General features: G+C 70.2%; 6 protein-coding genes. 3 read left to right on the top strand and 3 right to left on the bottom strand.

What is annotated here, in order from left to right:
• Positions 1–141 precede the first annotated feature (141 nt).
• Both ACFVM3_RS41635 and ACFVM3_RS41630 read right to left on the bottom strand, forming a co-directional pair.
• Positions 142–2,184, bottom strand: a complete 2,043-nt coding sequence (locus ACFVM3_RS41635; protein WP_378445402.1) for a hypothetical protein — start codon at positions 2,182–2,184, stop codon at positions 142–144.
• A gap of 78 nt (positions 2,185–2,262) precedes the next feature.
• Positions 2,263–3,057, bottom strand: a complete 795-nt coding sequence (locus ACFVM3_RS41630; RefSeq protein WP_378445400.1) for a thioesterase family protein — start codon at positions 3,055–3,057, stop codon at positions 2,263–2,265.
• Between the two features lie 60 nt (positions 3,058–3,117).
• On the opposite strand from ACFVM3_RS41630, the gene ACFVM3_RS41625 reads away from it, so the two are divergent.
• Complete coding sequence (locus ACFVM3_RS41625; RefSeq protein ID WP_378445398.1) at positions 3,118–3,813, top strand: TetR/AcrR family transcriptional regulator; 696 nt, start codon at positions 3,118–3,120, stop codon at positions 3,811–3,813.
• 9 nt (positions 3,814–3,822) lie between these two features.
• Positions 3,823–5,028 (top strand): PP2C family protein-serine/threonine phosphatase, encoded by a 1,206-nt coding sequence (locus ACFVM3_RS41620; protein ID WP_378445397.1) that lies wholly within the window; start codon positions 3,823–3,825, stop codon positions 5,026–5,028.
• A 1-nt stretch (position 5,029) separates the two neighbouring features.
• On the opposite strand, the gene ACFVM3_RS41615 is transcribed toward ACFVM3_RS41620, so the two are convergent.
• Complete coding sequence (locus ACFVM3_RS41615; protein WP_378445395.1) at positions 5,030–5,599, bottom strand: YdeI family protein; 570 nt, start codon at positions 5,597–5,599, stop codon at positions 5,030–5,032.
• 90 nt (positions 5,600–5,689) lie between these two features.
• Here ACFVM3_RS41615 and ACFVM3_RS41610 point away from each other — a divergent pair, with 90 nt between their 5' ends.
• Entirely contained in the window at positions 5,690–6,049 is a 360-nt protein-coding gene (locus ACFVM3_RS41610; RefSeq protein ID WP_378445393.1) for an arsenate reductase family protein, read from the top strand.
• Positions 6,050–6,123: the final 74 nt, after the last annotated feature.

The raw sequence follows: 6,123 nt of genomic DNA, 5'->3' as shown, positions 1-6,123 counted from the left end.
TGGTGAGCGCGGGTTGGCAAGGGTGCTGAAGGGCGCTTTCCCCGCATGCCGTGCGGGGAAAGCGCCCTTCACCGCGTCACATGCGGGGAAAGGCCCCTTCAGCCCCGGCCGGATACGGGTGCCGCCGCGGGGCTGCTCCCGTCACTTCTGTTCGCCGAGGAGTATCTGTTCGAGCAGCAGGTCCACGTCCCGGGCGGACTCGGCTTCGCCTATCCGGTGGAACGTCTCGGCGGCACGGAGCGCGCGGCGGGCGGCTTCCCGTACCCGGCCCGCGGCGCTGAGCACGTGGGCGGCGACGTGGTCGAGCTGGGCGGCGAGATGCTCCCTCACGGGCGCGGTTTCGGTTTCCACGGCGTGCACGGCGGTTTCCGCGGCGTCGAGCGCGGTCAGCGCCGCATCGAGGTCGCCGGACCGCAGCCGGGAAAGCGTGGCGGCGTTGCGGCAGGTGGCGGCCACGTAGCCGCCGCCGATCGCCGAGGCCGCGTCGGCGGCCTTCGCGTAGAAGTCGGCGGCGTTCGCCCCGTAGCCGAGCAGGTCGAGTTGCTCGGCGGCGGCCATGCTCACCGAGATGTAGGAATGCCCGGTGTCGCCCGAGTCCTGGAGTATCTCGGCGAGGACGGCGTATTCGTCGAAAGCGCGTGAGGATTCGCCGAGGGCGCGGTAACTGTCGGCGTACATCCATCGGCAGCGGTGAGCCCAGTCCGGTGACGCGGTGAGCAGGGCGATGGTGCGCGGAGCGACGTCGAGCACGTCGTCGTAGCGGCCGGCGCCGTGCAGCGCGGTGACCAGGACGTACCAATGCTCCGCGGTGTCCTTGCCTTTCGACGCGGCGACACCGAGGGACGCGTAGGCGTCGTCGACGGCTTCGGCGAACCGGCCGGTGCCGATCAGCGACAGCGCCCGGAGGTGGCGGAGATGTCCGCGCAACCGTTCCGGTCCGCCCACGGGCAGCGTCGACAGCATGTGCTCGACGAAGATGTCCAACTCGTCGAGCGCGCCTGTGCGCTCGTAGGCGATCCGGACCTGTTCGACGGCCTCGACGGCCTTCTCGCCCACGTTTCCGACGATGAAGGCGTCCGTCGCCGCCCGCGCGAGGTCCAGTGTGGCCACCGGATCCTCGCCGTCACCGTTGCGCAGCGACGCTTCCAAACACAGAAGGGTGCCGTGGAGCAAGGGATCGCCCGCTTCGCGAGCCCGCACCGCTCCTCGTCGCAAGGCCTCATACGCCTCGGAAGTGCGGCCCTGCCCGGAAAGCACGTGCGCCAGCCAGTATTCGCCCCAGCAGGCGGCGCGATCGTCCGTCCCGGCGCGCAACCGCGCCGCGGCCACCGTCGTCAGCGCGACCCCGGTCTCGGCCTGATCGTCGAAGACGAGCCAGAGCCCGAGCCAGCATTGGTTGAGCAGGAACCGGATTTCGTCGTTCTGGCGCCGGAATCCGGCCGCGGCGTCGCGCAGCCGTTCCTCGGTGTCGTCGCCCTGAAAGAAGATCGCGCGCAGTTCGGTCAGCCGCGGGACGATCTCGTCCGGGACGGTTTCGATCGCGGAGAGACAGGCTCGCGCCTCCTCCGGCTCGCATCGGTGATTGTGGATCTCCGCGCGGATGACGAGTTCCTCCGCGGACAATCCCGGCGGGGGCGCGATCGGGACACGGGGGAGCGCGGAAGGCAGGAGCGGTACGAATTCCGCGACCGGGTTCGCGGCCATTTTCCGTTCGGCGTACGCGGTGAAGTAGCCGTTGCGGTCGCGTTCGTCGAGTTCTTCGGCTTCGACGAGTGCCGCCGCCCGCATTCGCTGGTGCAGCCTGTCGAGGGGAACGCCGTCGTACGGTCCGTTGAGAACGAACGGGATCTCGCCGTATCCGGTTTCCGTCAACCGGCGGGTGAGCAGCGCGGCCGAAGTGAAGAACTCCAGCCTGTCGACGGCGTCCGCATGGTCGCCCACACCGTCCAAAAGCGACAGAAGATCGACACCGGTGTGCTCGTTGCCGGTGAGGGCGCAGAACTCCAGGCGCAGCGCGTGATCGCCGTAGCGGAGCGGATCCCCGGCGGACGCCCTGGTCACCCATCGGTACGTCGACGCGGCCTCGGCGTACTTGCCGGCGGCCGCCAGTGGCACCAAGGTCCGGCAGAGCCGGGTGATCTCGGCCCCGCCGGAGCCGTCCGCGCGGCGTGGTTCCACTTCCATGGTCCTGCCCCCAGAACAATGACGTCGACGCCGGATCTTAACTCCCGGCGCCGCGTCATGGTCCTGCTTTCGGGTGGTTCAGGGGACGCGTACGGCGGCGATTTGCGTCGCTTGCCCGATCAACCTGTTCTTTTCGTCCCAGAGTTCGGCGACCTCGTCCATCCGGTCGCCGCCGATCTCGCCCGCGCGCATCCGCACCCGTACCGGGCCCGGCGCCGGGAGCCCGCGCAGGTACGCGGTGAACTGGACGGTCGGCGCCCAGCCCGCGATGCCGAGGTCGTAGGAGATCGGCGGCACCGGGTCGAGCGCCACGAGCAGGCTCACCGGATCCCAGTCGGTCCCGTCGGTGAGCCGCAGCCAGGACGAGATGACACCTTTCCGGGACGGCTGTCCCACCGCGAATCCCGCCGAGGCCGGGTCGATCCGCTGCTCGACGACGTCCATCAGGCCGATGCGGAATCCGCCGCCGTCGGCCGGTACGGGCAGGCAGTCCTGCTCCGGCGGGATCGCGACCGGGTCCACTCCGGACCACCACGCGTCACCGTCGGTCAGGACGCCCTGCGTGATCAGGGCTTCGGTGCAGGGCTTGCCGTGCTGGCTCAGCCGCGCGCGCAACTGGGTGAGGCCGCGGCCTTCGCGCAGCACCTCGACCTCTACGACGGCCGGACCGGGCTCCGGGGCCACCGAGAACGAGCCGCTGATCGCGGTCAGATGCGGATGCGAGGAGACCTCGGCGGCGGCCCTGGCGAGCACGGCGAGCAGATAACCGCCGTGCAGCTTCGTCCCGATCGTCCACTGTGGATCGAGTTCGGTCTCGAACACCGGGTGCTCGCCCCTGCGGACGAGGGCGGTCGCGGTCTGGAAAGGCGCCATGGCTCATGAGCTGACACCGTCAAGTTGACGGTGTCAAGTCAATGCTGGCAGCATCACGGCATGGGCGCGAAGCGGACGAAGGCGCGGCCGGGTGAAGGGGAGAAGCTGCGGGGCGAGATCCTGTGCGCCGCCGACGCCCTGCTCGGCGAGGCGGGGACCGACGAGGCGCTGACGTTGCGTGCCGTCGCGCGCCGGACCGGCGTCTCCACGCCGTCGGTCTACGCGCATTTCCCGAGCCGCGACGCCTTGCTGGAGGCGGTCTGCCTGCGGGTGTGGGACGAACTCGCGCACCGGATGCGTGAACACGCCGTCGAGGTCGCCGATCCGATGCGCGCGCTCAGCCGGTGCGCGCGGGTGTACGCGCGATTCGCGCTCGACCATCCCGTGCAGTACCGGGTGCTCCTGATGCGTCCCTCCGCCGGCTCGTCGCCCGGCGCGGTCACCTGTTTCCGGTATCTCGCCGACGCGACGGCCACGTGCGTGCGGGCCGGGATCCTGCGCGGTGAACCGGAAGTCCTCGCGATGGGCCTCTGGTCGGCGATGCACGGCTGCGTGAGCCTGCTGATCACCCAGCCGGGTTTCGGCTGGCCGGAGGAACCCGAGGCGCTGATCGACACCGTCATCCGGATGGCCGGTCTCGGCACGGCGCTCGCCTGCCGTGTCCCGCGGGACGCCGTTCCGCCGAGTGCCGTACTGGCCGAGGACCTCGACGGCCTGGCGGCGGGCTGGGCGGTGCGGGCCGGGCGGACTGGATAGGCTCTGCGCATGTCCGAGACCCCGACCGCCGCCGAGCGGCTCCAGGTGCTCGAGGCCATCACCGACACGTCCTTGGGGAAACTCGGTCAGGACAAGGTGATGGCCACGCTCCTCGCGCGCGTCCGCGAAGTCCTCGGGGTCGAAACGGCCACGGTGCTCCGGCTCGACTCGACGGCGCAGCAGTTGCAGGCCATCGCCGCCTCCGGGATCGAGGAGGAGGTCTACCAGGACGTCCGGATCCCGGTGGGCGCCGGTTTCGCGGGACGGGTGGCCGAGCAGCGGCGGCCGGTGATCATCGACCATGTGGACGAGACCACGGTGGTGAACGCGCTCCTGTGGGAACGGGGACTGCGCACGCTGCTCGGTGTGCCGATGCTGGTCGAAGACGAGCTGGTCGGTGTCCTGCACGTCGGGTCGGTGACGGCGCGGGAGTTCACCGAGACCGACGTCGAACTGCTGCGACTGGTGGCCGCGCGGCTCGCGCTGGAGGTGCAGATCGACATCGCCGCCAGCGATCGCGCGGCCGCGGCGGCGCTCCAGCGGAGCCTGGTGCCCGCGCGGCTGCCCGCCATTCCCGGGATGAAGTTCGCCGCCCGGTACGTGCCGGGGACCGAGCCCGGCGTCGGCGGTGACTGGTACGACCTGTTCCCGTTGCCGGACGGCAGCCTCGGCATCGTGATGGGAGATGTCGCCGGGCACGGCCTCAACGCCGCGGTGATCATGGGGCGGCTGCGCAGCGCGCTTCGCGCTTACGCACTCGAATCGGACGACCCGGCGGAGGTACTGTCCAAATTGGACCGGAAGGTCCAGCATTTCGAGCCGGGAGCGCTGGCCACCGTCGTATACGGGTCGGTGTCGGCTTCGCGGGACAGGGTGACGATCTCGCTGGCCGGGCATCTGCCTCCGGTGCTCGCGGCGCCCGGCGGCCCTTCGGTGTTCGTCGAGGCCCCGGTCGACCCGCCCATCGGTGTCACCGGGCCGCGGCGACGAAGAGCGGGGATCGAACTGCCGCCCGGCGGCGTGCTCGCCTTCTACACCGACGGTCTCGTGGAGCGCCGGGACCAGTTGATCGACGTCGGCTTGCAACGGCTCGCCGGTGTGGTCACTGCCGACCCGCCTTCGGTGGTGTGCGCGCGGGTGATGGCCGCGCTCGTCGGCACCACGCCGGCGCAGGACGACATCGCCCTCCTCGTGGCCCGCCGCGAACGGAACTGAGTCACCGGACCGGGTGGTTGGCGCGGAGGTTCACGGCCGCGAGTTCGACGGTCCTCGCGATCCGCCGCTCCCGGGTTTCCGGCTTCTTCGCCGTCAGGATCCATTCCAGGATCAGCCTTTTCGACGACGGCGGGAACTTCTCGAAATGAGTGCGAGCGGCCTCGTCGGCGTCGAGCCGGGCACGCAGGTCCTCGGGAACGCCGTCGCCGTCCGGCACGATTTGCCAGCGGCCCTTCTCCTTGGCGAGATCGATCATCGCCTGCCCGCGTTCGGTCATCAGCCCCTCGGCGATCAGGCGGGCGGCCCGCTCACGGTTGACCCGGCTCCACGAACTCCGGGGGTTGCGCGGGGTGAACCGCAGCCGGGAGCTCGTGGCGTCGTTCTTGCGGTGCAGCCCGTCGATCCAGCCGAAGCACAGGGCCTGCTCCATCGCCTCTTCGATGCGGACGCTGGGAACGCCGCTGTCCTTGTGCCGGATGACCAGCCAGACCTCCTTCGCGGTCCCGGCGTGCTCGGCCAGCCAGGCGCGCCACTCGGCGGATGAGGCGGCGGTGAAGGTGGTCTCGTCCATGGCCGGGTTCCTTCCGTCGTAACGTCTGTGACCATCATCGGAAGCAAAGTGCTCACCGAGTGAGCGCTTTTCGAAGGGAGGTGGCCCCGGATGGAGATCTGGGTGAACCCGGCGTGCTCCAAATGCCGGTCCGCGGTGTCGATGCTGGACGAGGCGGGAGCCGAGTACACCGTGCGGAAGTACCTCGAAGAGCCGCCGACGGCGAAGGAACTGAAGGCCGTCCTCAAGCGGCTCGGGTTGGAGCCGTGGGACATCACCCGCACCGCAGAGCCGATCGCGAAGGAACTCGCGCTGAAGACGTGGGGCCGCACGCCCGCCGACCGCGATCGGTGGATCGAGGCGCTGGCCAGCCACCCGAAGCTGATCCAGCGGCCGATCATCACCGCCGACGACGGCACGACCGTGGTGGGGCGGACCCCGGAGGCCGTGCGGTCGGTGCTGCCAGGCTGACGGCGCCGGAAGTGGTCGCGGTCGTGTGTGGGGTGTCGTGAAGGGCCCCTTTGAGACGATGAACGTCTCAAAGG

Source organism: Amycolatopsis sp. NPDC057786 (assembly GCF_042797905.1).
Taxonomy (GTDB): Bacteria; Actinomycetota; Actinomycetes; order Mycobacteriales; family Pseudonocardiaceae; genus Amycolatopsis.
This window is presented reverse-complemented; position numbering and strand designations above follow the sequence as displayed.

Bases quoted from the DNA above. Each gene is read 5' to 3' on its own strand.
- ACFVM3_RS41635 (WP_378445402.1), bottom strand. From the start codon at position 2,184: ATGGAAGTGGAACCACGCCGCGCGGACGGCTCCGGCGGGGCCGAGATC.
- ACFVM3_RS41630 (WP_378445400.1), bottom strand. From the start codon at position 3,057: ATGGCGCCTTTCCAGACCGCGACCGCCCTCGTCCGCAGGGGCGAGCAC.
- ACFVM3_RS41625 (WP_378445398.1), top strand. From the start codon at position 3,118: ATGGGCGCGAAGCGGACGAAGGCGCGGCCGGGTGAAGGGGAGAAGCTG.
- ACFVM3_RS41620 (WP_378445397.1), top strand. From the start codon at position 3,823: ATGTCCGAGACCCCGACCGCCGCCGAGCGGCTCCAGGTGCTCGAGGCC.
- ACFVM3_RS41615 (WP_378445395.1), bottom strand. From the start codon at position 5,599: ATGGACGAGACCACCTTCACCGCCGCCTCATCCGCCGAGTGGCGCGCC.
- ACFVM3_RS41610 (WP_378445393.1), top strand. From the start codon at position 5,690: ATGGAGATCTGGGTGAACCCGGCGTGCTCCAAATGCCGGTCCGCGGTG.